Source organism: Streptomyces sp. NPDC005898, assembly GCF_040629635.1.
Classification (GTDB): domain Bacteria; phylum Actinomycetota; class Actinomycetes; order Streptomycetales; family Streptomycetaceae; genus Streptomyces.
Map to the genome: position 1 here is coordinate 239147 of NZ_JBEXWC010000008.1, position 24986 is coordinate 264132.

Consider the following 24986-nt stretch of genomic DNA (forward strand, 5'->3'; position numbering starts at 1 on the left):
GCCCCGTCACCGGGGGGCCGCACGCCCCTCGCCGTCGCCACTTGGGGGATCGCTCCACCATGCTCAGGTATCTGCCGTTCCTGCTGGTCCTGGCGGTGTGGATCTACGCCTTCATCGATGTCCTGAACACTCCGGAGAAGGAGGTCAGGCATCTGCCCAAGGTGGTGTGGGTCATCATCGTGCTGCTCTTCGGCGAGGTGCTGCTGGGGCCCGTCGCATGGCTCGTGACGGGCAAGGTGCGGCACGCGCCGGGCGCCGGCGCCGCTCGCGGCCGCACGCGCTGGGTCGCGCCGGACGACAACCCGGAGTTCCTGAAGTCCCTCAAGGACGAGGCCCGCGACGAGGACCCCGACGAGAAGAAGCGGGACAAGGGCAGCGACGACTGACGGAGCCGCGCCTGGTGGTCACCTTCGAGGAGGTGACCACCGTCCGCGGCTTCACCCGGGCCACCACCGAGCCGGCCTGCGGCCAGGCGTGGCGCGGGTCACACCCCCGCGTACGAGTGCTTGCCGGTGACGAAGATGTTCACGCCGTAGTAGTTGAACAGCCAGCAACCGAAGGCGATCAGGGCCAGGTAGGCGGCCTTGCGGCCCTTCCAGCCCGCCGTGGCGCGGGCGTGCAGGTAGCAGGCGTAGGCGACCCAGGTGATGAAGGACCAGACCTCCTTGGGGTCCCAGCCCCAGTAGCGGCCCCAGGCCTCGCCCGCCCAGATCGCGCCCGCGATGATCGTGAACGTCCACAGCGGGAAGATCGCCGCGTTCAGGCGGTAGGAGAACTTGTCCAGCGAGGCCGCGGCGGGCAGCCGCTCCAGCACGGAGGTCGCGAACCTGCCGGGCCGGCCCCCGCTCTGCAGCTTCGCCTCGTAGCTGTCCCGGAAGAGGTAGAGCATCGTCGCGACGAAGCCGACGTAGAAGACCGCGCCGCAGAAGATCGCCGTGGAGACGTGGATCCACAGCCAGTACGAGTGCAGGGCCGGGACCAGCTGGTCGCTGGAGGTGTACAGGACGGTGACGGCGAGGCCGAGGTCGAGCAGGATCGTGGTGACCAGCGGCAGGCCGAGCCAGGCGATGTTCTTCTTCAGCGCCATCAGCACCAGGTACACGCCGACGGCGACGGTGGAGAAGGTGATGCTGAACTCGTACATGTTGCCCCATGGGGCCCGCCGCACCGACAGGGCGCGGGTGAGCACCCCGCCGAACTCCAGCAGGAACGCGAGCACGGTGAGGGAGACCGCGATCCGGCCGTACAGGTCGCCCTTCTCGTCCCCGGCCGCCGCGCCGGGCCCGTCCGGCACGTCCCGGGCGCCGGTGACGGAGCGCGTGACGACCTTCGGCCGCTCCAGGGTGGCGGTGGCGCCCTTGGCCCGGACGGTCACCGCGGGCGCCGCGGCCGCGGTCCTGCCCGGGGTGAGCGCGGCGGCGGTGCGGGCGACCTTGCTGCGGCTGCCGAAGAGCCACTCCGCCATGTGCGCGAAGAAGGCCAGGAGGTAGACGGCCATCGCGGAGTAGATCAGCACGTTGCTGATGTGCGCGAGGTTCTCGTTGGGTTCGGCGGCCAGGGTGGTGGCGAGATTCACTTCTCAGCCCCTTCGGCAGGTACTACATCGGGGTCGGGGTCGGAGGCTGCGGGGGCGTCCGGGTCGGGGTCGGGCGCGCTCGGCGCCCTCTCGTGCAGGTGGGCGGCGAGGTCGGACAGTTCCTCGGGGAGCTTCGCGGACTCGCTGCGGCCAAGGCCCGCCATCTCCACGACCGTGACGCCGTCGGCTCCCCGCACCGCCCGCACCCACACACGGCGGCGCTGGATGAACAGCGACCCGGCGAGCCCGGCGATCGCGGCGAGCGCGCCGGCCAGCGCCCACACGGAGCCGGGCTCCTGCGAGATCTGGAAGGTCGCCCACTCCTTGAGGTCCTTCTCGAAGGTGATGGACCCGGCGCCGTTCGGCAGCTTCATGGTCTCGCCGGGCAGCAGCCGCTCCTTGAACAGCTCGCCCTTGGCGTCCTCGAACTTCGTCATCTTGCGGGTGTCGAGCTGGTACACGTTCTGCGGGACACCGGAGTCGACGCCGAGGCTCCCGTGGTACGCGGACAGCGCGAGCACCGGGAAGTCGGGCGCGGGGAACTGCGAGAACATCTGGCCCTTGCCCTCGCCCGCGAAGGTCGGCACGAAGAAGGCGTTGAAGCCGAGCTGCTCCTTGGCGCCGCTCTTGTCCCGGTAGCCGTCCAGGACCTTGATGGCGCCGGTCGCGGTGCCGTTCTGGTCGATGGGCAGCAGCGGCACGGAGGCCCGGTAGACGACCTTGCCCCTGGGGTCGCGGACGGTGACCTGGGGGGCGTAGCCGTGGCCGATGAGGTAGACCTTGGAGCCGTCGACCTCCAGCGGCTCGTTGACCTCGATCGACTTCTTCTTCTCGGGGCCGTCGGCGCCCTCGCTGTAGGTCACGTCCGCCCGGTAGGTGCGGGGCGTGCCGCGATTGGGGCCGGTCTTCTCGTACGTGCCCTTGAAGTCGTCCAGCACGAAGTGGAACGGCGCCAGGTCGTCGGTGTCGAAGAGGCTGCCGGACTTGAAGTCGTCGTACTGGGAGAGCGTGTTGGAGAAGCCGTCGCCCTCCATCACCAGCTTGCCGCCCTCGGACTTCAGGAGCTGGCCGGCGGCGAAGGCGATCAGCATCACGATCAGCGCGATGTGGAAGACGAGGTTCCCGGCCTCGCGCAGATAGCCCTTCTCGGCGGCGACCGCGTCCCCGGTGAGGTCCGCCCGGAAGCGGCGCCCCTTGAGGAGCGTGAGCGCGGCCTCGCGCACCTGCTCGGGCCCGGCCTCGGTGCGCCACGTCGTGTACGCGGGCAGCCGCGTCAGCTTCTTGGGGGCGCCCGGCGGGCGGCCGCGCAGCTGGCCGACGAACTGCCAGGTGCGGGGCACGATGCAGCCGATGAGGGAGACGAACAGCAGGATGTAGATCGCGGAGAACCACACCGAGCTGTAGACGTCGAAGAGCTGGAGCTTGTCGTACAGGGGCCCGAGCGTGGTGTGCCGGTCCATGAAGTCCTGGACCTTGAGCTCGTCGACGTTGCGCTGCGGGATCAGCGAGCCCGGGATGGCGCCCAGCGAGAGCAGCAGGAGCAGGATCAGCGCGACCCGCATCGAGGTCAGCTGGCGCCAGAACCAGCGCAGCCAGCCGATCACCCCGAGAGCGGGCAGGTTCGGCGACTCCTCCTGGGGGGCGGTCGACAGGTGCTCGCCCGCGGCGCCCAGGTCGTCCCGCCGCTCGGGGGCTTCGGTCTTGCTCATGGATCAGATCCCCACGGTGTAACTGCTCGTCCAGACCTGCATCTGCTGCACCATGCTGTCCCACACTCCGGTGACGAGCAGCAGGCCGGTCGCGATCATCATGATGCCGCCGACGCGCATCACCCAGACGTAGTGCCGCTTCACCCAGCCGAAGGCGCCGAGCGCCTTGCGGAAGGCGACGGCGGCGAGGATGAACGGGATGCCGAGGCCGAGGCTGTACGCGACGCCCAGGAGCGCGCCGCGCTGCGCGTTGCCGGTGTCGGCGGAGAGCGCGAGGACCGAGGCGAGGGTCGGGCCGACGCACGGGGTCCAGCCGACGGCGAAGAGGGCGCCGACGACGGGGGCGCCGGCGAGTCCGACGGCCGGGCGCCGGTGGAAGCGGAACTCGCGCTGGGTGAGCCAGGGCATGAGCCCCATGAAGAAGAGCCCGAGCGCGATCATCACCACGCCGAGCACCGTGTTGATGGTGCTCTGGTGCTCCTTCAGGGTGTGTCCCAGCGCCCCGAAGAAGACGGTGACGCTGACGAAGACCACGGTGAAACCGGCCACGAACAGCGCGGCGCCGGCGGCCATCCGGCCCCGCCGTGCCTCGCCGAGGTCCTGGCCGCTGACCCCGGTGACGTACGACAGATAGCCCGGCACGAGCGGCAGGACGCACGGCGAGAAGAAGGAGACGAGCCCGCCGAGCACGGCGAGCGGGATCGCCAGGAGCAGCGCCCCGCTCATGACCGTCTGGTTCGGTCCGCTGATGGCGGCGAGGGTGGACATCACTTCTCCGCGAGCACGGGGTCGATCATCTTGCGCAGCTTGGCCTCGCTGAGGGGCTGCTGCGAGCGCGCGGCGATCTTGCCGTCCCGGTCGACGACGAGCGTCGAGGGGATGAAGTTGGGGTTCATCGTGCCCCGGGGGAAGCGCAGCATCAGCTTGCCCGTGGGGTCGTACACGCTCGGGTAGGGCACGTCGTGCGCATCCTCGAAGGCGGTCGCCGGGCCGCGCTCGGGGTCGCGGGTGTTGATGCCGACGAACTCGACGCCCTCGGCCTTCTTCTCCTTGGCGACCTTGACGAAGTTCGGCGCCTCGGCCCGGCAGGGGGCGCACCAGGAGCCCCAGACGTTGATGACGAGGACCTTGCCCTTGTACGCCTCGGTGAGGTTCAGGGGCTTGCCGTCGAGGGTCTTGCCGTCGAGGTCGGGCAGGGGCTTGCGGTCCGCCTTGGCGGCGGTGGCGATGCCGTCGGACCCGGCGACGAAGTTGGTGTTGCCGGAGCCGCCCGAGGTGCCGCCGAAGTCGCAGGCCGACAGGGTCAGCGCGGCGACCGCGGCCCCGGTGGCCAGCAGGGCGGCCCGGCCGCGACGGCCGCCGCGGCGACGGCTACGACGGTGGTGCGTGCTCTGGGGGGCGCGGCTGGCGGCACTCATGTGAAAAGTTTCGCATGTCTGTTCCGGGGATCTTCCGCACCCCCCGCGGTTGCGGAAAGTCCCATTTCAGGCGGCCTTCGCGAGCCCCTTCCAACCCCCCGCCGGCCGCTGTCCGACGTCGAGGCCCTGGAGCTCGGCGAGGACCTTCGGGTCCTGTACGTCGAGCCAGTCGACGAACTGCCGGAAGGAGACGAGGCGTACGTCCTTCTTCCCCGCGATGTGCTTCAGGGCCTCCTCGACGGCGTCCATGTAGATGCCGCCGTTCCACTCCTCGAAGTGGTTGCCGATGAAGAACGGGGCGCGGTTGCTCTCGTAGGCGCGCTTGAACCCGGATATGTAGGCGTCGGTGGCCTGCTTGCGCCAGCCCGGGTAGTTGTGGGCCGGTGCCTTCGTGGAGTTCTGCGACTGGTTGGCGAGGATGTTGTAGTCCATCGACAGGACCTCGAAGGAGTGGCCGGGGAAGGGCACCGCCTGCAGGGGCAGGTCCCAGACGCCCATCTTCTTCTGGGGCCAGCGCTGGCGGCCGCCGGGCGAGGACGCGTCGTAGCGCCAGCCGAGCTTCTTCGCGGTCGGCAGCAGGTTGTCCTGTCCGAGCAGGCAGGGCGTGCGGCCGCCGACGAGTTCCTTGTCGTAGTCGAAGGGCAGCGGCGGCAGCTCGCTCCAGCCGGTGTTCGTGCGCCACTTCTGCACAAAGGACTTGGCCTGGTCGATCTCGTCCTGCCATTGCGCGGGGGTCCACTTGGCGACCGTTCCGTTGCCCGTGCAGAAGTGCCCGTTGAAGTGCGTGCCTATTTCGTGGCCTTCGAGCCAGGCCTGCCGCACGTACTTCAGCGTGGCCTTGATGTGACCGTCGGTGAGATAACCGATGTCCGAGGCGCCGACGGCGTTGTTCGGCGGGCGGTACAGGCGCTTCTTGGATTCCGGCAGCAGGTAAAGCCCGGAGAGGAAGAAGGTCATGTGCGCGTCGTGGTCCTCGGCGAGCTTCAAAAAGCGCGGGAAGAGGCCGTTGCCGACCTCGCCGGCGCCGTCCCAGGAGAAGACCACGAACTGCGGGGGCGTCTCGCCGGGCTCCAGCGGGACCGGCTTGGCGGGCTGCCTGGGCTGCTTGCCGGTGTACGCGGTCGAGCCGTCGCCGATCAGCTTGGCCGGGCGCCTGGCCTGGCCGCCCTTCCCGTTCCCGGCGTGGTCCGCGGGCCCCGCGGAATCCCCGTCGCCTCCGGAGCCGCATGCCGCGAGCCCGAGAGCGGCCGCGGTGCCGGCCCCGAGTCCAAGCATTCCCCTGCGGCTGATGTCGCGCATTCCATCCCCTTCGTCGCGCCCTTTGCGTTCCGTCCGTCCTGCCCGGTCCGGCGGGCAAGAGGAACGACCTGTTAGAGGGCGCGACGAAGAGTGCGGTTCCTGCGTATCGCGGTTATTTGCCGCACTTTCCCCAAAAGGGACGTACAGTTGCGGCGCGATTACGCCACGTCAATGGACGACGGGCGTGGTGTTCCCGAAATGGCGGCTAGGCCCCGAACGCCTTGCTCTTGCCCTTCACCGGCTTGGCGCCCGCGAGGAGATGGGCGGGGACGAGGTCCCGGGCCGGTTCGGAGTAGCCCACGGAAACGATTTTGTCGCCGCGGTAGGTGAACGTCGTCAGCGAGGCGAGCGTGCACTGCCGCTTGCGCGGGTCGTGCCACAGCCGCCGCTTCTCCACGAAGCTGCGCACGATCCAGATGGGCAGCTGGTGGCTGACGCAGACCGCCTCGTGACCGCGGGCCGCGTCCTTCGCCGCGTCCAGCGCGCCCATCATCCGTACGACCTGCTCGACGTACGGCTCGCCCCAGGACGGCTTGAAGGGGTTGACCAGGTGCCGCCAGTTCTCGGGGTTCTTCAGGGCGCCGTCGCCGACGCCGAAGGTCTTGCCCTCGAAGACGTTCTCCGCCTCGATGAGCCGGGCGTCGGTGGCCAGTTCAAGGCCGTGCACCTTGGCGATCGGCGCGGCCGTCTCCTGGGCGCGGTCGAGCGGCGAGGCGACGACGTGGGTCACGTCGCGCCGGGCGAGGTGCTCGGCGACCCGGTCGGCCATCCGGCGGCCCAGCTCCGAGAGGTGGTAGTCGGGCAGCCGCCCGTACAGGATCCCGTCGGGGTTGTGCACCTCGCCGTGGCGCATCACATGGACGACGGTCAGCTCGTCGGCAGCGGCAGCGGCGGCGCTCACGCGGTGGCCTCCGTCGCTTCCGCGGCGGCGCGCGCGGCACCCGGCAGGGCGGCGGCGATCCGCTCGATCGCCCGCTCGTCGTGGGCGGCGGACACGAACCAGGACTCGAAGGCGGAGGGCGGCAGATAGACGCCCTGCGACAGCATCGAGTGGAAGAACGCGGTGAAGCGGAAGGACTCCTGCTTCTTGGCGTCCTCGTAATCACGCACCGGCCGGTCGGTGAAGAAGACGGAGAACATGTTGGAGGCGTTCTGCACGGTGTGCGCGACGCCCTCCTTGCCCAGCGCCTCGCTCACCAGGGAGCGCAGCCGCGCGGAGACGGAGTTCACCGTCTCGTACGCCGCGTCGTCCAGGAGCCGCAGCTGCGCGAGGCCCGCGGCGGTCGCGACGGGGTTCCCGGAGAGGGTGCCCGCCTGGTAGACGGGCCCGGCGGGGGCGAGGTGCGCCATGACGTCGGCGCGCCCGCCGAAGGCCGCGGCGGGGAAGCCGCCGCCCATGACCTTGCCGAAGGTCAGCAGGTCGGGGCGGACGCCGTCGACGCCGTACCAGCCCGCCCTGGACGTGCGGAAGCCGGTCATCACCTCGTCGGAGATGTACAGCGCGCCGTTCGCCCGGCACAGGTCGGCGAGGCCCTGGTTGAAGCCCTCGCCCGGCGGTACGACGCCCATGTTGCCCGGCGAGGCCTCGGTGATGACGCAGGCGATCTGGCCCTCGTGCGCGGCGAAGGCGGCGCGTACGGCGTCCAGGTCGTTGTACGGGACGACGATGGTGTCGCCGGCCTGCGCGCCGGTGACGCCCGGGGTGTCGGGCAGGCCGAGGGTCGCCACGCCCGAACCGGCGGCGGCCAGCAGGGCGTCGACGTGCCCGTGGTAGCACCCGGCGAACTTGACGACCTTGGCGCGGCCGGTGAAGCCGCGGGCCAGGCGGATGGCGGACATGGTCGCCTCGGTGCCGCTGGAGACCAGCCGCACCTGCTCGACGGGCTCGACGCGGGCCACGATCTCCTCGGCGAGGGCGACCTCGCCCTCGCCGGGCGTGCCGAAGGAGGTGCCGCGCGCGACGGCCTCCTGGACGGCGGCGGTCACCTCGGGGTGGGCGTGGCCGAGGATCATCGGACCCCACGAGCACACGAGGTCGACGTACTCGCGGCCGTCGGCGTCGGTCAGGTACGGACCGGTACCGGACACCATGAAACGGGGCGTACCACCCACAGCGCGGAACGCGCGCACGGGAGAGTTCACACCGCCGGGCGTCACGGCCGCCGCACGGTCGAAAAGAGTCTGCGAAACTGGGGCGCTATACGGGAAGCTCACACGAGCCATGGTGTCAGAGGGTGCGGACATCCTGCGGACAGGTGTTTCACTCCACGTTTTAGCGGGTGCACGTGGGGGAGGTCACTGACACGATGATCGGGTTGCGTGGCGGGGGCCGCGAGGCCTAGAAAAGACAGGGCCGTGCCGCCCTGGAAAGCAGTCGGGTGGAGATATGCATCGCGGTGGCGGACTGGGCGAGGGGACCGACGGCCTGGGTCCGCGGCGTGCCCGGCGGGGCAGGCACCGACGCGAGGCGGGGGCGCAGCCCGCGCAGGCGCCCGAGCAGGTGCGGGGCGAGTCCATCGAGTCCCGGCCGGACCGGGTGAGCAGCAGGAGTGGCGGGGTGGGGGTGACGTACAAGTACTTCGGCGCCCCGGACGGCGCGACCGCCGCCCGCGTGCCGATCTCGATGCGGCCCGAGGAACTGGGCGGCGACGAACTGGGCATGGGCGGCATGTTCACGAAGATCAAGCCGGAGACGATGGCGGCGATGGTCCTCACGGGCATCGAGGGCATACCCCTGCACAAGGTCCCCCCGCTCGAACTGGTCGTCCTGCACCCCGACTACGCCGTGGTGAAGCTCCCCATGACGGTCGTGGACCCGCTGCGCGGCGTCGGCGAGGAGTCGGTGGGCGCCGCCGCGTTCATATGGTCCACGGTCCCCGACCGCGGCGGCCCCCGCGACGCCTTCAACGTCTACCGCCTCCTCCACGAATGGCAGGACTTCAGCCACCGCCTCCATGACGCGGGGCATCAGGCCTACTGCCTGGTGTGGCCCTGACCATGCCCTTGGTTTGCCGCCCGGCTGTGCCCTGCCCGTCGGCCGCACTCGGGCGTCGGTCGCTTCGTCGCCGCTGAAGCCGCGTCCCTGCCCCCGGCGTCACCCCTCGGGGGCCGGGAGCCGGAGGGGCCTCTGGCGCACGTGGACGTCGGTGGTGTGCGGGGCGCTGATGGCGCTGCGCTCGGGGATGGCCCGTCCGGCGAGGGTGACGCCGCTGCTGATTCGGCAGTCACGGCCGATGGCCAGGCCGGGGCCGAGGCTGATGCTGTTGCCGGTCTGGCAGCGGTCGCCGATGAGGGCGCCGAACTGCGGTGTTCCGCAGCGATAGAGGCCGTCGGGGGTGCGCAGGACGACTTCCCGTTCGGGCTTGCGCAGGTCGGGGCTCCACATGCTGATGGCCGCGACGGTCAAGTTGGCGGACAGGTGGGCGTCTGCTCCGACGAGCGTGCGGTTGAGGCCGATGCGGTGACCGAGCACCGCCCGCTCGCCGACAAAAGCCTTCGTCACCTCGCAGTTGAAGCCGACCGAGGCTCCGGCACACAGTACGGAGCCCGCCCGGACGGTGGAGAACTCCCAGACCCGCACGTGTGGACCGATGATGACCTCGTCACCGATGAGGGCGGTGGGATGGATCTGCGCGGTGGGGTGGATGCGCTGCGGAACGTGAGCCAGGGCCTGACCGTGCCAGCTGTCCCAGTCGGCGAGGAAAGCAGTCAACTCCGCCTGTTCCAGCTGCTCGTACGGGGTTCCGACGAGGTCGCCGTCGGTGGGAGCGGTGAGGTAGTCGCCGAGGCGGACGGTGGGCATGAGGGCCTCCGGTGTGTGTCGGTGTGCGTCCCCCGGGGCGGCTAGCATCGCGGGCACCAGACCCGAGGAACGGAGAGTTCATCCGTGCGTCACCCGCGTGTTGGTGTGGCCGTCGTGACCATGGGCAACCGGCCCGGAGAGGTCGCCGCTCTGCTGGAGTCGGTGGCCGAGCAGGACGCTCCACCGGAGCGGATCGTGATCGTGGGCAATGGTTCGCCGCTGCCGGCCTTCCCTGGCCTGCCCGGTGAGCTGACCGTCATCGAACTGGACGACAACCTGGGCTGTCCCGGCGGCCGCAACGTGGCACTGGCCAGGCTGCGCGACTTCGGCGATGTGGATGTGGTGGTCGAGCTCGATGACGACGGGCTTCTGGTCGACGGCGTGGTCCTCCGCAAGGTGCGGGAGTTGTTCGCCGGTGACCCGTGCCTTGGCATCGTCGGCTTCCGTATCACCGACGAGCTCGGCGAGACGCAGCGGCGGCACGTTCCTCGACTGCGCGCCAAGGACCCGATGCGCCGCGGTCCGGTGACCGGTTTCCTGGGCGGCGGGCACGCCTTCTCGATGCGGATGCTGGGCGAGATCGGCGACTGGCCGGCGGAGTTCTTCTTCACTCATGAGGAAACCGACGTCGCGTGGCGGGCCCTCGATGGGGGCTGGAAAATCCTCTACGAGCCGGAGTTGCTGCTCCAGCACCCCAAGACGTCCCCGGCGCGGCACGCGGTCTACTTCCGGATGACCGCCCGCAACCGGGTCTGGCTGGCCAAGCGCCGCCTGCCTGCTCTCCTCGTGCCCGTCTACCTCGGCGTGTGGATCGCCCTCACTCTCGCCCGCACCCGTTCACTGAGAGGACTGCGGGCTTGGTTCGGCGGCTTTGCGGAAGGGCTGCGCACCTCGTGTCCGCCTCGTCGCCCGATGCGCTGGGCGACGGTGTGGCGGATGGCCCGGCTGGGGCGCCCTCCATTCATCTGACAGGCTCGGAAGGTTCGACGCCGGTGGCCTCGTGTCGCGCTGCCCGTAGCCACGCGGGGATGGCCGCGGGATGCTTCGCGAGCCAGGCCGCGTAGCTCTTGACGCCTTCGGCGACAGTGACCGTCGGCCGCCAGCCGAGCACCGCTTCCATACGGTGGGTGGCCGCGTAACCACCCGAGGGGTCGCCGGGTGGCATCAGTGTCTCCTTCACCCGCGTGCCGGGGTAGTGCCTGGTGATCAGTTCGGCAACCGTGCGGATGCTGGTGGGAGTGCCGGTCCCCACGTTGACCGTCTCGTTGTGAGCGCGCGGCGCGACGAGGGACCGCACGGTGGCGGCGGCCACGTCCTCTACGTGCACCAGGTCCCGGACCTGGCGGCCGCCGCCGTTGAGGTGCAGCGGCAGACCCAGGGCGGCCCGGGTGGCGAACCAGGCCACCACCCACGAGTGGCTGTTCTCCTTGACGACCTGCGGTTGACCGTAGACCGAGAAGTACCGCACGATCGTGTACGAGGTGTGCACGGCGCCCAGGACGAGCGCGGTCTGGGTCTCGCCCCACGCCTTGGTGTTGGCGTAGACGGACATGGGGCGCAGCGGGGTGTGCTCGTGGAATTGGTGCGGGATCTGGCCGTAGACCGACTCCAGGAGCTGGCGCATGGTCCGGCACTCATCCCGTGGTGACGCCCAGTCGTCCGGATTGCCGTTGCCGTAGACGCCGGCTGAGGAGACGAAGCAGAACCGGCGGACACCCTCGCACGCGGCCACCGCATCGAGGAGTACCTGGGTGCCGGTGATGTTGGTCTGGATCGCGGCCATGGGGTGGCGGGTACAGGCGGCGACGTCGGCGAGGGCGGCGGTGTGGATCACGTAGTCGCACTCGGAGACCACCTGTCTCACCAAGGCCGGGTCCTGGACATCGCCTGCGATGACGTCCGAGTCAGCGGTGTCGACGCCGAACAGGTCGCGGTAGACGTGCGGCGGGTAGGCGTCCAGGGTGCAGAGCGAGACCGGCCGTGCTCCGAGCTGTCGAAGGTATGCGGTGATGCGGCTGCCGATCAATCCGGCCCCGCCGGTGACCAGCACGGTCCGGCCGGAGAGTTCGGTGAGATACGTGTCGTGCACGGTGCCTCCAAGGGTGGTGGTACTGCGAGCGGTGCTCACCGGTCCGCGTCAAGGGCCTGCTGGCGCTTGGTGATGAGGTGCTCCAACTGAATGGCGTAGAGCTCCACTTGGTCAGGCGTGAGGATCAGAACCGACTGCGTCGTCCGCCCGTCGGTGTGGTGCAGTTGGATGCCGAGGGCAGCCTGCTGGGCCCTGTGGTCGTACGTCGCGTCCTGCTTGAGCGGGGTCGCGTAGGTTACGGAGGCCCACGCCCCCTTGTCGGCAGCGGCGTTCTTGCTCTCTTCCATCGCGATCACGTCCCTCGGATTCGGTGACGGAGCGACCCTCCTGATGCGGAGCCGCTCGCGCCACCGAGCACACCGCACTCGCCGCGATGCGGGCAGGGGCGACTCATCAGCACGCACACGGTTTGCACGCGGTGTAAATGCCTTGCAACTCCTCGCGCTCAAAAGCGCGTTGAGGGGATAATCAGCGCGGCAGGAGGTGACCCGCCGTGGACGTCACACATCCGATCTGGGGCTCGACCCCCATGCGCGACGCTCTCGCCCGCCGCGATGCCGGGGCGATCGTCCGCCTCGCTCGCCGCGCGGCCGACATCACGCTGGCTGAACTTGGACGGAGTGTCGGCTACACCGCCGCGTCGCTCTCGCGTATGGAGCGCGGTAAGCAGCCGATGCGTGACGTGGTTTTGCTCCAGCGGGTCGCAGGCGCCCTGGACATCCCGCCCCACCTGCTCGGTCTAGCTCCTCGACACGAGCAGGTGACGCCTCATGGATGTGCGTCTCACCACCCTCGTGGCGCTACTAGGCTGGGCGCGAAGCTACTTGGTGAGGAGGGTGAGGACCCGGTGCGACGCCGCAAACTCCTGGCCGGTCTGGCCGGAGCCACCACCAGCGCCGCCTTCGGCGCCACCTCCGCCGCCGCCCACGCTCCCGTAGGACCGAGCCTGTCCGGTCTTGAAGACCTGCTGCTCCATCGACACCATGGTGCGGTCCGTGGCCTTGACCCCACCACAGCCGCAGTCGCCGCGGCCGTGGACGCCGCACGCCGCGACTTCAGTGCCTGCCGCTACGACACCCTCGCCCGTGCGCTTCCCTCGCGCATCGCGCTCGCCCACGCCCTCGGCGCTGACGGACATCCAGAACAGGCCACGATCGCGGTCGCCGAGCTGTACAACACCGCAACGAGACTCTGCATCAAGCTCGGCGAGGACGGCCTCGCCGCCGTCACAGCCGATCGTGCGCTGACCGCCGCGCTGGGCGGTCCCGACGCGCTGGTCACGGCAGAAGCCCACCGCATGGTCTCCAGTGCCTGGCGCCGCCAGGGTCACTACGCCCGCGCCACCGACATCGCGGTCACCGCCGCCCAGCAACTTGCCGCAGACCGCACCACCAACCAGACCGAGCGACTGTCCGTGCAGGGCGACCTGTACGCCACCGCCGCCTACACCGCGGCGAAACACGGCGACAGGCACACCGCCCAGGCGCTGATCACCGAGGCGACAGCCAGCGCCGACCGGCTTGGCCAGGGCCGGTCAGCACGCGGAACCACCTTTGGCCCCAGCCAAGTCCTCCTCCACCAGATCTCCGTCAGCCACCTCCTCGGCAACGCTGGGCAAGCCATCGAGCACGCCCGCCACGTCGACGTCGCCGCACTGCCCACCACCGAGCGGCAGGCCCGTTACTGGATCGACGTCGCCCGAGCCTTCGATCAGTGGGGCAAGCCCGACCGCTGCTACCGCGCTCTTCTGGCCGCCGAGAAGGCCGCACCACAGGAGGTCCGGCGTGGCTCCGTACGCACCATGGCAGTCGGCCTGATGCGACACGACCGCTCCCTCCCCGGCGTACGGACGTTCGCGGAACGCGTCGGCGCTCTCTCTTGAGGACGCCCGGGGCACCTCCAGGGCGCAGGCCCTGAGGGGCCTGGGAGCGGTGACCGCCCTCGCCTCACCCCGTGCGCAGGGCGGCCAGGCGCTGTTCGAAGGGGACGACCTCGAAGCCGGCCGTCGGGTCCACGGAGGTGATCGCGCCGGTGAGTGAGCGAGGGGCGATCGCCGCGGTCGTGTCGGTGTCGGGGGTGCGAGGCCGCTCGGCTCCCTCAACGGGGGCCATGAAGCGGGCCAGTTCCTCGCCGGCGCGGGTGATCCGGGCCGCGAGGCCTTCCTCGCCCCAGTCCTGTGACGCCGCGTAGACGGCGGTCGGCACGACCAGGGCCCGCAGGTAGGTGAAGAGCGGGCGCAGGGCGTGTTCGGTGACCAGGGAGTGCCGCGCGGTGCCGCCGGTCGCGCCGGCCAGCACCGGCTTCCCGGTCAGGGCGTCCTTGTCGATGAGGTCGAAGAACGACTTGAACAGACCGCTGTACGAGGCCGAGAACACCGGGGTCACCGCGATCAGCCCGTCCGCGCCGGCCACCGCGTCGAGCGCCGCGGCCAGTCGGGCCGGCGGGAAGCCGGTGACCAGGTGCTGGGCGATCTCCGTGGCCAGGTCCCGCAGTTCGATCACCTCGACGTCGGCGGCGGCCCGCCGCACGGTGGCGGCGGTCAGCCGGTCGGCGAGCAGCCGGGTGGACGAGGGTTGGCTCAGCCCCGCGGACACGACGACGAGCTTCATGCGGTCACCTCGTCCTGGGGGCTGTGGTGGGCGGCGGTCACGCGGGCGGCGTGGGTGGGCGCCTTTGGGACCGAGGCGGGGCGGTTCTTGGCGAACTCCTCGCGCAGGACCGGCACGACCTCCTCGCCGAGGATGTCGAGCTGCTCCAGGACGGTCTTCAGCGGCAGCCCCGCGTGGTCCATCAGGAAGAGCTGGCGCTGGTAGTCGCCGACCGTCTCGCGGAAGGACAGGGTCCGCTCGATCACCTGCTGCGGCGAGCCCACCGTCAGCGGGGTCTGCTCGGTGAACTCCTCCAGCGAGGGCCCGTGTCCGTACACCGGGGCGTTGTCGAAGTAGGGCCGGAACTCCCGTACCGCGTCCTGGGAGTTCTTGCGCATGAACGCCTGGCCGCCGAGGCCGACGATCGCCTGCTCCTCGGTGCCGTGCCCGTAGTGGGCGTAGCGGCGCCGGTAGAGCTCGACCATCTGCCTGGTGTGCGAGGCGGGCCAGAAGATGTTGTTGTGGAAGAAGCCGTCGCCGTAGTACGCGGCCTGCTCGGCGATCTCCGGGGAGCGGATGGAGCCGTGCCACACGAAGGGCGCGACGCCGTCCAGCGGGCGGGGTGTCGAGGTGAACGACTGCAGCGGCGTACGGAACTTGCCCTTCCAGGTGACGACGTCCTCGTCCCACAGGCGGCGCAGCAGCGCGTAGTTCTCGACGGCGAGGTCGATGCCGTCGCGGATGTCCTTGCCGAACCACGGATAGACGGGGCCGGTGTTGCCGCGCCCCATCATCAGGTCGACGCGGCCGTCCGCGAGGTGCTGGAGCATCGCGAAGTCCTCGGCGATCTTCACCGGGTCGTTGGTGGTGATGAGGGTCGTGGAGGTGGACAGGACGAGGCGCTCGGTGCGGGCGGCGATGTAGCCGAGCATGGTCGTCGGGGACGAGGGGACGAACGGCGGGTTGTGGTGCTCGCCGGTCGCGAAGACGTCGAGGCCGACCTCCTCGGCCTTGAGGGCGATCGCCACCATGGCCTTGATCCGCTCGGCCTCGCTGGGCGCGCGCCCGGTGGTCGGGTCGACCGTGACGTCACCGACGCTGAAGATTCCGAACTGCATGGCTGGCTCACCCTTCGCAGGTTGTTGATGCTTCAACTATACCCACAGAACGGGGGCGCGGCCCCGCCTATTCCCCCCTCGGTGCCGACGCCGGGGCCGCTGTCGGACCCCACCCCTACCGTGAGGCCATGGAGAGATCACAGCGGTCGGACCTGCGCCTCGCACCCTGGTCGGAGGAGGGCGGCCCCGCGCTGCTCGCCCGGTTCAACACCCCCGAGATGACGGCGCACCTGGGCGGCCCCGAGACCCCGGAGAAGCTGGCGGAGCGGCACCTTCGCTATCTCCGCCTCGGCGACAAGGGGCGGATGTTCCGCATCACGCTGGACGGCGAGACGGCCGGCTCGATCGGGTACTGGGAGACGACCTGGCAGGGCGAGACGGTCTGGGAGACCGGCTGGGGCGTCCTGCCGGAGTTCCAGGGCAGGGGCGTCGCGGCGGACGCGGCCCGCCTGATCATCCGCGAGGCGAGAGCGGCGGACCGCCACGCCTTCCTGCACGCGTTCCCCGCGACGGACAACGGCGCGTCCAACGGGGTCTGCCGCAAGGCGGGCTTCACCCTGCGGGGCGAGGCGCTGATCGAATACCCGAAGGGCCGATGGCACCCCTGCAACGACTGGCGGTACGCCTTGAGCGACGGGGACGCGGCACCCCGCGCCGGGGGCTGACGGGCGGCACGCCTTGGTGTTTCCGGGGGCTGGCTGGCGGCACGCCTTGGTGTTTTCGGGGGCTGGCTGGTGGTGCTCCCGGTCATGCGGGGTGCGGTGGCCGGCCCGGGTGGCCGGCGGCACGCCTCGGCACCGGGGTGCGGGGGCCGCCCCAGGCCACTGGCCGCACGCCCTGGTGCGGGGGTCGCGGCGCCCGCCCCGGGTGATGGGTGGTGCGCCTGGATGTCCGGGGTGCGGTGGCCGCATGCCTTAAAGCGGGGGCGCGGTAGCCGCCCCCGGTGCGGTACGCCTGGAGATCCGGGGCGTGTGGGCCGCCCCAGGCGACTAGCAGCGCGCCCTCACGCGGAGGGGTGCGGCAACCGCCCCAGGTGACCGGCGGCGCGCCTTGGCGCCGGAGACGCGGTGGCCGCCCCGGGCGCGAGGGGCGCGGGGCCGCTCCGGGGCGCGAGGGGCGCGGTGGCCGCCCCCAGATCGCTGGCCGCACGCCTTCGCGCGAGGGGCGCGGGGGCTGCCCCGGGGCGCGAGGGGCGCGGTAGCTGCCCCGAGGGCGTGGCACGCTGGCGGCATGTGGAACGTCCGGTCCGTCGTCCTCTTCGTGCTCGCCGCCCTCTTCGAGATCGGCGGGGCCTGGCTCGTCTGGCAGGGCGTGCGCGAGCACCGCGGCTGGGCGTGGATCGGCGCCGGCGTCCTCGCGCTCGGCGTCTACGGCTTCGTGGCCACGCTCCAGCCCGACGCCGAGTTCGGCCGCGTCCTCGCCGCGTACGGCGGGGTCTTCGTCGCGGGGTCGATCGCCTGGGGCATGGCGGCGGACGGCTACCGGCCCGACCGGTGGGACGTCACCGGCGCGCTGATCTGCCTCGCCGGCATGGCCGTGATCATGTACGCGCCGCGTGGCCGCTGAGGCGCCGACCTATCCTGGCTCACGGCACGGGCCAACCCCACGGCCACCGGCCCCCTTTGACCTCCCCCAGCCCAAGGAGCGCACCATGACCGCCGCAGCCAAGCGCATCGCGATCGTCACCGGCGCCAGCAGCGGCATCGGCGCCGCCACCGCCCGCGGCCTGGCCGCCGCCGGCTTCCGCGTCGTCCTGACCGCGCGCCGCAAGGACCGCATCGAGGCGCTCGCCGCCGAGCTGACCGGCGCCGGGCACGACGCGATGGCGTACGCGCTCGACATCACCGACCGCGCGGCGGTGGACACGTTCGCGACCGCCTTCAAGAAGGTCGCGGTCCTGGTGAACAACGCGGGCGGCGCGCTCGGCGCGGACACCGTCGCCGCGGGCGACCCGGCCGACTGGCGCCGGATGTACGAGACGAACGTCATCGGCACGCTGAACGTCACGCAGGCCCTGCTGCCCGCGCTCACCGCCGGCGGCGACGGCACGGTCGTCGTCCTGTCCTCCACGGCGGGCCACGGCACCTACGAGGGCGGCGGCGGCTACGTGGCCGCCAAGCACGCCGAGCACGTCCTCGCCGAGACCCTCCGCCTGGAGATCGTCGGCACCCCGGTCCGCGTCATCGAGGTCGCGCCCGGCATGGTCAAGACGGACGAGTTCGCGCTGACCCGCTTCGGCGGCGACGCCGAGCGGGCCGAGAAGGTCTACGCGGGCGTCGCCGAGCCGCTCACGGCCGAGGACGTGGCCGACACGATCACCTGGGCGGTCACCCGCCCGCCGCACGTCAACATCGACCTCCTGGTGGTCCGCCCCCGCGCCCAGGCCTCCAACACCAAGATCCACCGGGAGCTGTGATGCCGGACGCGTCCGACGCCCACACCGCCGCCGCACGCCGGGCCACCGAGGCCCTGCAGGCGTACGCCCTCTCCGAGGAGGGCTGGCGCGACAGTCCCCGCGAGACGCTCCAGCGCGTCCTCGCGGACCTGCTGCACTGGTGCGACGACACCCAGCGCGACTTCGACACGGCACTGGCCGCGGCCCGCGAACGCCACGCGGGCGAACGCGCCGAACGCCCCTGAAGGTCGCCGGCCGCCCCTGACGGTCCAGGCACCCGGGCGCACGGGCGCCGGCCCACCCGCGCCCGGGGCCGTCAGCCCTTCACGCAGACGACCTGCTTCAGCTTCGCCACCACCTCGACGAGGTCCCGCTGCTGGTCGATGACCTGCTCGATCGGCTTGTACGCGGCCGGGATCTCGTCCACGACGCCCGCGTCCTTGCGGCACTCGACGCCCCGCGTCTGCTCCTCCAGGTCCCGCGTGGAGAAGCGCCGCTTGGCCGCGTTCCGGCTCATGCGGCGGCCGGCGCCGTGCGAGGCGGAGTTGAAGGACGCCTCGTTGCCGAGGCCCTTCACGATGTACGAGCCCGTGCCCATGGAGCCGGGGATGATCCCGAAGTCGCCGCTGCCCGCGCGGATCGCGCCCTTGCGGGTGACGAGCAGGTCCATCCCGTCGTACCGCTCCTCGCTGACGTAGTTGTGGTGGCAGGAGATCTCCTGACCGAACACCGGCTTCGCCTTCTTGAACTCCTTGCGGATCACGTCCTTGAAGAGCGCCATCATGATCGCGCGGTTGTACTTCGCGTACTCCTGCGCCCAGTAGAGGTCGTTCCGGTAGGCGGCCATCTGCGGGGTGTCCGCGACGAAGACCGCCAGGTCACGGTCGATGATCCCCTGGTTGTGCGGGAGCCCCTGGGCCACCCCGATGTGGTGGTCGGCCAGCTCCTTGCCGATGTTGCGCGAACCGGAGTGCAGCATGAGCCAGACCGCACCGTCCTCGTCGATGTTCACTTCCGCGAAGTGATTGCCCGAGCCGAGCGTCCCCATCTGCTTGGTGGCGCGCTCCTCGCGGAACCGCACCGCCCGCGCGACCCCGGCGAACCGCCCCCAGAAGTCGTCCCAGCCGGCGGTCGCCATGCCGTGGAAGCGCCCCGGGTCCACGGGGTCGTCGTGCATCGCGCGGCCCACCGGGATCGCCTGCTCGATCCTCGACCGCAGCCGCGACAGGTCGCCCGGCAGGTCGTTGACCGTCAGCGACGTCCTGACCGCTGACATCCCGCAGCCGATGTCGACGCCGACCGCCGCCGGGCACACCGCGCCCCGCATCGCGATCACCGAGCCGACCGTCGCGCCCTTGCCGAAGTGGACGTCCGGCATGACGGCCAGGCCCTTGATCCACGGCAGCGTCGCCACGTTCTGGAGCTGCCGCATCGCGGACTCCTCGACCGACGCCGGGTCGGCCCACATCCGGATCGGCACCTTCGCCCCGGACACCTCTACGTAAGACATTTCGCCCTCTTTCCCCCGCAATCCACTACGAGCCCTGAAGTGCGTGAAGCGCAAATACCGGAGCCGAGGTCGACGAAAAGGGGGACGGACCGGCATCCACGGCAGCGCGTGCGATAGACATTGTGTCCACCGGTCGCCCGTCAGCGGCAACCGAATATCCCCTATGAGAGGAGCCATCACGGTGCAGCGGAAGGTCCACGCACCCGGTGTCGCCGCGCTCCTCGCGGCGCTGCTCGTCGGCTGCACCTCCGGCTCCGGTGGCGACGGCGCCTCCGACGACTCCAAGCCCGGCGACACCGGCAGCTCCGCCGCCCCCGCCGAGCCCGGCAGGTACCGCACGCTCCCGGAGCCCTGCGGCGAGGTCGACCCGGGCACCCTCGACGCGATGCTGCCCGGCATCAAGGAGCTGACCGACACCGAGCAGCGCGAGAAGGCGTACGAGGGCACGCCCATGGTCACGTACGACACCGACCGGCGGGTGGGCTGCCGCTGGAAGGTCGAGTCCGCCGGCGCCTCGCACCACCTCCTCGTCGACTTCGAGCGGGTCGTCTCCTTCGACGGCGCGGTCAGCGACGACGACCGCGCCGCGGAGGTCTACGCGACCAAGCTGCGCGAGGCGGGCCTGTCGGCGCCCCCCAGCTCCGGGACTCAGGACGAGGGCGACGGCGGGGACGGCGAGAGTCCCGACTCCTCCCCCTCGAAGGGATCCGGCGACGCCGAGAAGACGGCGGCGGGCGACAAGGCGGGGGGCGACAAGGCCCAGGGCGGGAAGAGCGACAAGAGCAAGAGCCCGGACGACGTCGGCAAGGACACGGGGGACGACAAGGGCAAGCCGGACGGCGACGGCGAGAAGGACGAGGGCGCGGACGACGCCTCCACCTCGCCCACCACCCCGCCCGCCGGCCTGGAACCGCGCACCCTGGACGACCTCGGCGACGAGGCCTTCCTGGACGACGCCCTCACCACCGCCGCTTCGGCCACCCGTCACCGCACCGTGACTGTGGTGTTCCGCACGTCGAACGTCATCGTGACCATCGAGTACGACGAGCAGCCCGGCCGGCGCACCGACGTCCCCGACAGCAAGGAAATGCAGGACAAGACGCGGGAACTGGCCGACGGGCTCGCCGACGCGTTCGACGAGTAGCGGGCGGACCCGGCGGGCGAGCACGGCGGCCGGGCCCCCCGGAAGCGAGCCGCCCGTCGCCCCGTACGCGTACCGTGGCCCCTCGGACCCGAAGACGTCACGAGACGAACCGGACGTCACGAGACGAACTGAGTGAAGGAACCATGCACCGACCTGCACAGCGACAGCGCCAGCGTCTGAGCCGCATCCTCGTCAGCGCGGCCGCCGTACCGGTGATCCTCGTCGCCTCCGGCTGCTCCTCCGATTCCGACTCCGGCTCCGAGGGGGCCAAGAAGGACACGGGCGCCAAGGCCTCGGCCTCCCACAAGAGCGCGGACAAGCCCCCGGCCGTGGAGAAGGCCGCGTACGCCAAGCTCCCCGAGCCCTGCGCCGTCCTGTCGAAGAAGACCTTGCAGGAGCTGGTCCCGCAGGCCAAGGACAAGGGCAAGGCGGGCACGTCCACGGACACGGCGCTGCGCGGCAGCTGCTCCTGGGACAGCCTCGACAACAACGGCGTGGACGGCTCGCAGTTCCGCTGGCTGCGCGTGTCGCTGATGCGCTTCGAGTCGGACCCCTCCCTGGGCAGCGGCGCCAAGCGCGCGCAGGACAACTTCGCCAAGCAGGTCGCCGACGCGCAGGCGACCAAGGACGCGAAGGGCGTCAAGGCGGAGCCGGTGCAGGGCGTCGGCGACCAGGCGACGCTGGTGCGCTACGACCTGAAGAAGGACAAGGACACCTTCAAGCAGCAGACGTTCGTGACGCGCGTGGAGAACGCGGTCGTCACGGTCGACTACAACGGCGCGGGTCTCGCGGGCGACAAGTCCCCCGACGCCGGTGACCTGTCGAAGGCCGCGCAGAAGGCGGCGAAGGAGGCCGCGGCGGCGGTCGTCTCCGCCAACGAGGGCGGCGGCAAGGCGCCCGCCGACTCCGACGAGAAGCCGAAGAAGGACGACGACCCGAAGAAGGACGACCCGAAGAAGGACTCCGCGAAGTCCGACGACGGCAAGTCCGGCGCCACCAAGGCCAAGTCGAAGTCCTGAACACGCCCGTCAGACACAGCAGTTGAAGGAGCCCGGCCCGAAGCGGCCGGGCTCCCGGCGTACCGGCCGACCGACCCTCCGTACACGTGTGCCAGGCTATCGATCGCAACAAGCCGACACAGGCCGAACAGGGAGGGGTTCGCGGGTGGCCGCGATGCAGCTGACACGCACGCACCGGATACTCATCGGGGTGGTCGTCGCCGGTGCGGTCGTCATCGCCGGGATCGGCTTCGCGGGGTCGTACGCGGCGGTGCGCGAACTCGCCGAGAAGAAGGGCTTCGGCGACTTCTCGGCGGTCTTCCCGATCGGCATCGACGCGGGCATCTGCGTGCTGCTCGCCCTGTTCCCTGTCAAGTTCTTGTGTTCAGATCCTCATCTCGCCATGGGCAGCACCGCAAAGGCCTCAAGCGTCATCCGTCGTGGAACCAGCAGTGAAGCTGGCTCACACCTTTCAGGGGACGCGCTCTCGAGAGCCGTCGGCTTGGGGAGCCCATGAGAGCCGTTCGAGGGTCGGTCTAAGAGGTTGTCTCACGTGGTGAGTATCGTCAGTTCCTTGTAGCAGGTCAGCGTTGCGGCGAGACCGAGGAAGTAGGCGTCCTTTCGCTCGGATGCCGGGCCAGCGATGCGCGGGATGCTCGTTCGTCCCGCAGCCAGGCGAGGTGCTCGGCGGAGACGTACGCCGTGTCGGCGCGCTGTTTGACCGATCGACGCCGCCGTGGCCCGCGCCGGGAACGGATTGCGGGTATGCCGCGGATCAGCGGCTTGAGGGCGAGGCTGTCGCGCATGTTCGCGCCGGGCACGGCGACGACGCGCAGAATGCCCTGGGCCTCGGCAGCACGCAGCTTGTACCCTTCTTTCTGCGATCGACCGGCTTGGGTGCGGTCTGCGAATCTCCCTTTTCGCCCACGCGGACGCGGCATCGACGATCTCCGAGGTCCAGTCGAGGTTGCCCCGGGCGCCGAGTTCGTCTAGGGCCGCCCGGTATAATCGGCGCCACAGGGCCGCCCCGGTCCATGCAGTGAACCGGCGAGGCACCGTCGCGGGCGACACCCCAAACGCCTCCGGTAGATGCCGCCAGGAACACCCACTGGTCAGCACGTACACCACCGCCGCGCACACCGCCCGCTTGCCCAGCGGAGCGATCCCGCCGCCTCGTGGGCGGGAGTTGACCGACGCTAGCTACAGGGCAACCAGTTCCCACAGGCCGTCGGGACCAGCCGCTACGACAGATCGACACTCACGAAGAGACATCATGCCGCAGCTCACGCTGTCACCACACGAGACATCCTCTTACACTCCCGGTGAGCGCGACGTGCTGTTTTGTGGGGTCCGCTTGGTTACGCCGCTGCAATGGTGGCTGAGCGCGTCGTTCCGTCGGCGGCATGTCAACTGCTGACTCGGCGCCGTCATATCTGGCCCAGAACATGTTCTGCGAGCCTCCTGGACATAAGGTCCCTGTTCCAGAGGCATGACAGGGAGAGGAGTTCGCAGTGGTTGAGGTGTCGATTCAGCCAGGGACCGGCAGGTACGGGGAGGGCAGTCAGGCATGGCGAGATCAGGTTGCAACCCTGTACGTGTTGCTCTCAGAGGAGGCTGGTGCACCGGCTCGGGGCGGCGTGCCGGCCCCTGGACAGAAGGGCGCAGTGGAAGCGACGGCGCTTGCGCTGGGGTCTTCGGGCGTCTTGACCGCAGCGGTGACATGCTTTCGGGCATGGCTAGCCCGGGACAAGACCAGAACACTCACCATCACGTGGACCGATGGGACTGGAGCTGAGCAGCGACTGCACCTAGCAGGTGACAACATTGACCAGGCATCATTCCAAGCACTCGTTAAGTCCCTCGAAAACCGCTTGGGCCACGACTGATGAGCGAGCAACGGCGCTACCGAGGACTGCTGATCGGAAACGCCACCTACGTCCGCGATCCCCACGCACTGCCTGCAATCGACGGCCCCCTCACCGACATCGAGGAGCTGAACCTTGCGCTCACGGATCCAGAGGTCGGGCTCTTCAACCCCGCCGACCTCGCAGTCTTGGCCGACTGTGGCATCCAGGAACTGAGGGAGCGGGTCGACGAACTCTTCACGACTGCCTCCCGGGAAGACGTGCTCTTGCTCTATTACAGCGGCCACGGTCAACTCGACGAACGTGGCACGCTCTACCTGGGGGCCACAGACACAAGAACCGGGGCGCTACGTGCAACTGCCCTCAGCGCCATTGAGATTAACAACATCATCGACGGTTCACCCGCCGGCACCACGGTTGTGATTCTCGATTGCTGCTACAGCGGCGCTTTCAAGAGCACTGCACCCGCACTACTGGCCGAGGGACGTGGGCGTTATGTGCTCACAAGCAGTCGGTCCACTCAGCTCACCCAGGCAGCCATCGGATTCGGAAACCCCAGCCCCTTCACACAGCGACTCGTGCGGGTGCTGCGTACCGCTCAACCCACGGGTTCTTGTGAGTACTTGACTCTTTCCGAGACGTACCAGCAAGTGCATGACCGGATGACAGCCGACACGGTTATCACCCCACAACTGAACTTCCGTGGTGAGGGAGATGTGGCCATCGCGCGACGTCAGACCCAGTCGGATGTCGCGCCACCGAGGAAGGGGGAGGAGGCTCGTAAGCGGCAAGCCTTCCCTGTAGAGGTGGAGCCCGGCGCACCGGTGAGCGACTCTGCTCTCGATGAAAGAAAGACGCGCAGAAGTCGACGATTCCTGCCTTGGGTTGGTTCCGTCTTCGCCGTCGCAGTCGTTCTGTGGTCCAGCTACCTCGGCTGGAAGTCGATGGAAGGTGAAAAATGGATAGACAAGTCGATGCTCGTTTTCATGCCTCCCCTGGTCTTCTTCGCCATCGTGCGCCTCGACCTTGATTACCGAAGGCGCGGAATCAGCCTCCCAAGATACTCGTACATACTCTCGTCGGTAGTGCTCTCTTTGGGGCCGTTCCTCTATGCTTGGCAGGTTACGGATGGTCGAGGCCTGCCGGTCAGGGCTTACGGGGTGGCGATGCTTCTGATGCCTATCTCCTACGTTCCGTACCTATTCCGCGGAATGGTCGTGGATATCCTGTGTCCTGAGCTTCATCCGGATGTGAAGAGGATGATCCAGGCGAAGCGTAGGGAGGCTTTCATCTCGACAAAGAGAGATGCCGAAGAGGCGCACCTGGCCGACAGCCTGCGCCGGTACCGGGAGATTGAGGAAAAATAGAAGCCAGCCACCCAGTTTCGGCTGAGGCCACCGACCCGTATACGCACGGCCTGCCGCCCAGAGGCGGTCACCTGCGGATACGAGCTGCCTGGTGATACTCATGACGGT

At 69.8% G+C, this 24986-nt stretch carries 25 protein-coding genes and 3 pseudogenes; 14 read left to right on the forward strand and 14 right to left on the reverse strand.

Annotated elements, in window-relative coordinates; genetic code table 11:
- Positions 1-59: 59 nt before the first annotated feature.
- Complete coding sequence (locus ABZ385_RS14435; protein ID WP_358581065.1) at positions 60-386, forward strand: PLD nuclease N-terminal domain-containing protein; 327 nt, start codon at positions 60-62, stop codon at positions 384-386.
- Positions 387-484: 98 nt separating this feature from the next.
- Here the strand turns inward: ABZ385_RS14435 and ccsB are convergent, their stop codons facing one another.
- The 7 genes from ccsB to hemL form a co-directional block, all read right to left on the reverse strand.
- On the reverse strand, positions 485-1576 hold the full coding sequence (ccsB, locus tag ABZ385_RS14440) for a c-type cytochrome biogenesis protein CcsB (protein ID WP_358911519.1): 1092 nt from the start codon (positions 1574-1576) through the stop codon (positions 485-487).
- Positions 1573-3285 (reverse strand): cytochrome c biogenesis protein ResB, encoded by a 1713-nt coding sequence (locus ABZ385_RS14445; protein WP_358581059.1) that lies wholly within the window; start codon positions 3283-3285, stop codon positions 1573-1575. The genes ccsB and ABZ385_RS14445 overlap by 4 nt, the downstream gene beginning before the upstream one ends.
- A gap of 3 nt (positions 3286-3288) precedes the next feature.
- Positions 3289-4053 carry a cytochrome c biogenesis protein CcdA gene (locus ABZ385_RS14450; RefSeq protein WP_358696792.1) on the reverse strand — a complete coding sequence of 255 codons (765 nt, stop codon included), beginning with the start codon at positions 4051-4053 and terminating at the stop codon, positions 3289-3291.
- The gene (locus tag ABZ385_RS14455; protein ID WP_358911520.1) at positions 4053-4703 is read right to left on the reverse strand and encodes a TlpA disulfide reductase family protein; all 651 of its coding nucleotides are present in this window, start codon (positions 4701-4703) and stop codon (positions 4053-4055) included. Before ABZ385_RS14455 ends, ABZ385_RS14450 begins: the two co-directional genes overlap by 1 nt.
- A gap of 66 nt (positions 4704-4769) precedes the next feature.
- Positions 4770-6002, reverse strand: coding sequence for a hypothetical protein (locus ABZ385_RS14460; RefSeq protein ID WP_358911522.1), 1233 nt, complete (start codon positions 6000-6002; stop codon positions 4770-4772).
- A gap of 205 nt (positions 6003-6207) precedes the next feature.
- Positions 6208-6855 carry a histidine phosphatase family protein gene (locus ABZ385_RS14465; RefSeq protein ID WP_358581114.1) on the reverse strand — a complete coding sequence of 216 codons (648 nt, stop codon included), beginning with the start codon at positions 6853-6855 and terminating at the stop codon, positions 6208-6210.
- A gap of 44 nt (positions 6856-6899) precedes the next feature.
- Positions 6900-8225, reverse strand: a complete 1326-nt coding sequence (gene hemL / locus ABZ385_RS14470; RefSeq protein ID WP_358581051.1) for a glutamate-1-semialdehyde 2,1-aminomutase — start codon at positions 8223-8225, stop codon at positions 6900-6902.
- A gap of 334 nt (positions 8226-8559) precedes the next feature.
- Here hemL and ABZ385_RS14475 point away from each other — a divergent pair, with 334 nt between their 5' ends.
- Positions 8560-8997 (forward strand): hypothetical protein, encoded by a 438-nt coding sequence (locus tag ABZ385_RS14475; protein ID WP_358581112.1) that lies wholly within the window; start codon positions 8560-8562, stop codon positions 8995-8997.
- A 99-nt stretch (positions 8998-9096) separates the two neighbouring features.
- On the opposite strand, the gene ABZ385_RS14480 is transcribed toward ABZ385_RS14475, so the two are convergent.
- On the reverse strand, positions 9097-9804 hold the full coding sequence (locus ABZ385_RS14480; RefSeq protein ID WP_358697333.1) for a transferase: 708 nt from the start codon (positions 9802-9804) through the stop codon (positions 9097-9099).
- A gap of 84 nt (positions 9805-9888) precedes the next feature.
- Between ABZ385_RS14480 and ABZ385_RS14485 the strand changes: the two genes are divergently transcribed.
- Positions 9889-10773, forward strand: coding sequence for a glycosyltransferase (locus ABZ385_RS14485; RefSeq protein WP_358911524.1), 885 nt, complete (start codon positions 9889-9891; stop codon positions 10771-10773).
- Here the strand turns inward: ABZ385_RS14485 and ABZ385_RS14490 are convergent.
- Entirely contained in the window at positions 10766-11893 is a 1128-nt protein-coding gene (locus tag ABZ385_RS14490) for an NAD-dependent epimerase/dehydratase family protein (RefSeq protein ID WP_358911526.1), read from the reverse strand. The genes ABZ385_RS14485 and ABZ385_RS14490 overlap by 8 nt on opposite strands.
- 35 nt (positions 11894-11928) lie before the next feature.
- A complete protein-coding gene (locus ABZ385_RS14495; protein ID WP_358697339.1) occupies positions 11929-12180 on the reverse strand; it encodes a hypothetical protein in 252 nt (83 codons plus the stop codon).
- A 242-nt stretch (positions 12181-12422) separates the two neighbouring features.
- Here ABZ385_RS14495 and ABZ385_RS14500 point away from each other — a divergent pair.
- Together ABZ385_RS14500 and ABZ385_RS14505 are read left to right on the forward strand one after the other, a co-directional pair.
- Positions 12423-12614 (forward strand): annotated as a pseudogene (locus ABZ385_RS14500) (helix-turn-helix transcriptional regulator); the annotation flags it as partial.
- Positions 12615-12740: 126 nt separating this feature from the next.
- On the forward strand, positions 12741-13775 hold the full coding sequence (locus tag ABZ385_RS14505) for an XRE family transcriptional regulator (protein ID WP_358911571.1): 1035 nt from the start codon (positions 12741-12743) through the stop codon (positions 13773-13775).
- A 64-nt stretch (positions 13776-13839) separates the two neighbouring features.
- Here the strand turns inward: ABZ385_RS14505 and ABZ385_RS14510 are convergent, their stop codons facing one another.
- Together ABZ385_RS14510 and ABZ385_RS14515 are read right to left on the reverse strand one after the other, a co-directional pair.
- The gene (locus ABZ385_RS14510) at positions 13840-14502 is read right to left on the reverse strand and encodes a CE1759 family FMN reductase (RefSeq protein WP_358911528.1); all 663 of its coding nucleotides are present in this window, start codon (positions 14500-14502) and stop codon (positions 13840-13842) included.
- Positions 14499-15599 (reverse strand): LLM class flavin-dependent oxidoreductase, encoded by a 1101-nt coding sequence (locus ABZ385_RS14515; RefSeq protein ID WP_358911530.1) that lies wholly within the window; start codon positions 15597-15599, stop codon positions 14499-14501. Before ABZ385_RS14515 ends, ABZ385_RS14510 begins: the two co-directional genes overlap by 4 nt.
- Before the next feature lie 128 nt (positions 15600-15727).
- Between ABZ385_RS14515 and ABZ385_RS14520 the strand changes: the two genes are divergently transcribed.
- The 4 genes from ABZ385_RS14520 (at position 15728) to ABZ385_RS14535 (ending at position 18239) form a co-directional block, all read left to right on the forward strand.
- A complete protein-coding gene (locus ABZ385_RS14520; protein WP_358697343.1) occupies positions 15728-16264 on the forward strand; it encodes a GNAT family N-acetyltransferase in 537 nt (178 codons plus the stop codon).
- Between the two features lie 565 nt (positions 16265-16829).
- Positions 16830-17165: a YnfA family protein gene (locus ABZ385_RS14525; protein WP_358911532.1), complete on the forward strand. Its 336-nt coding sequence runs from the start codon at positions 16830-16832 to the stop codon at positions 17163-17165.
- Between the two features lie 85 nt (positions 17166-17250).
- Positions 17251-18015 carry an SDR family oxidoreductase gene (locus tag ABZ385_RS14530; RefSeq protein ID WP_358911534.1) on the forward strand — a complete coding sequence of 255 codons (765 nt, stop codon included), beginning with the start codon at positions 17251-17253 and terminating at the stop codon, positions 18013-18015.
- Positions 18015-18239: a hypothetical protein gene (locus tag ABZ385_RS14535; protein WP_358911536.1), complete on the forward strand. Its 225-nt coding sequence runs from the start codon at positions 18015-18017 to the stop codon at positions 18237-18239. Before ABZ385_RS14530 ends, ABZ385_RS14535 begins: the two co-directional genes overlap by 1 nt.
- Before the next feature lie 71 nt (positions 18240-18310).
- Here the strand turns inward: ABZ385_RS14535 and ABZ385_RS14540 are convergent, their stop codons facing one another.
- Entirely contained in the window at positions 18311-19504 is a 1194-nt protein-coding gene (locus ABZ385_RS14540; protein ID WP_358581027.1) for an RtcB family protein, read from the reverse strand.
- 181 nt (positions 19505-19685) lie between these two features.
- On the opposite strand from ABZ385_RS14540, the gene ABZ385_RS14545 reads away from it, so the two are divergent.
- The 3 genes and pseudogenes from ABZ385_RS14545 to ABZ385_RS14555 all read left to right on the forward strand — a co-directional run.
- Positions 19686-20648 (forward strand): DUF3558 domain-containing protein, encoded by a 963-nt coding sequence (locus tag ABZ385_RS14545; RefSeq protein ID WP_358911538.1) that lies wholly within the window; start codon positions 19686-19688, stop codon positions 20646-20648.
- 143 nt (positions 20649-20791) lie between these two features.
- Positions 20792-21667 (forward strand): DUF3558 domain-containing protein, encoded by an 876-nt coding sequence (locus ABZ385_RS14550; RefSeq protein ID WP_358911540.1) that lies wholly within the window; start codon positions 20792-20794, stop codon positions 21665-21667.
- A 145-nt stretch (positions 21668-21812) separates the two neighbouring features.
- Positions 21813-22010: pseudogene (locus tag ABZ385_RS14555) on the forward strand (DUF2637 domain-containing protein); the annotation flags it as partial.
- Between the two features lie 185 nt (positions 22011-22195).
- On the opposite strand, the pseudogene ABZ385_RS14560 reads toward ABZ385_RS14555, so the two are convergent.
- A pseudogene (locus tag ABZ385_RS14560) lies at positions 22196-22816 on the reverse strand (transposase); the annotation flags it as partial.
- A 350-nt stretch (positions 22817-23166) separates the two neighbouring features.
- Here ABZ385_RS14560 and ABZ385_RS14565 point away from each other — a divergent pair.
- Both ABZ385_RS14565 and ABZ385_RS14570 read left to right on the forward strand, forming a co-directional pair.
- Positions 23167-23532 carry a hypothetical protein gene (locus tag ABZ385_RS14565; protein ID WP_358911573.1) on the forward strand — a complete coding sequence of 122 codons (366 nt, stop codon included), beginning with the start codon at positions 23167-23169 and terminating at the stop codon, positions 23530-23532.
- On the forward strand, positions 23532-24878 hold the full coding sequence (locus ABZ385_RS14570) for a caspase family protein (protein WP_358911541.1): 1347 nt from the start codon (positions 23532-23534) through the stop codon (positions 24876-24878). Before ABZ385_RS14565 ends, ABZ385_RS14570 begins: the two co-directional genes overlap by 1 nt.
- Positions 24879-24986 lie beyond the last annotated feature (108 nt).